This window comes from Sulfitobacter sp. HI0027 (assembly GCF_001634775.1).
Classification (GTDB): domain Bacteria; phylum Pseudomonadota; class Alphaproteobacteria; order Rhodobacterales; family Rhodobacteraceae; genus Sulfitobacter.
In genome coordinates, this window is record NZ_LWER01000368.1 from 1 (window position 1) to 257 (window position 257).

At 58.0% G+C, this 257-nt stretch carries 1 protein-coding gene; it reads left to right on the top strand.

Annotation, left to right across the window (positions count from 1 at the left end; all coding sequences use genetic code 11):
• A partial coding sequence (locus tag A3722_RS17150; protein ID WP_150120539.1) for a TRAP transporter large permease subunit occupies window positions 1-257 on the top strand: 257 nt, incomplete at both ends.

Consider the following 257-nt stretch of genomic DNA (forward strand, 5'->3'; position numbering starts at 1 on the left):
TATCGCAGGGGTTACCGGACTGTTAATCCTGCTCGAAGCCACCCGCCGCGCGCTTGGGCCTGCGTTGATGATCGTGGCGAGCATTTTTCTTTTCTACACCGTGCTTGGCCCTTCTATGCCCAGCATCATCGCCCATAAGGGCAACAGCCTGTCGGAGATCGTGAACCACCAGTGGATCACCACCGAGGGCGTCTTTGGCATCGCGCTTGGTGTGTCGACCTCTTTCGTGTTCCTCTTCGTGCTGTTCGGCTCGCTGT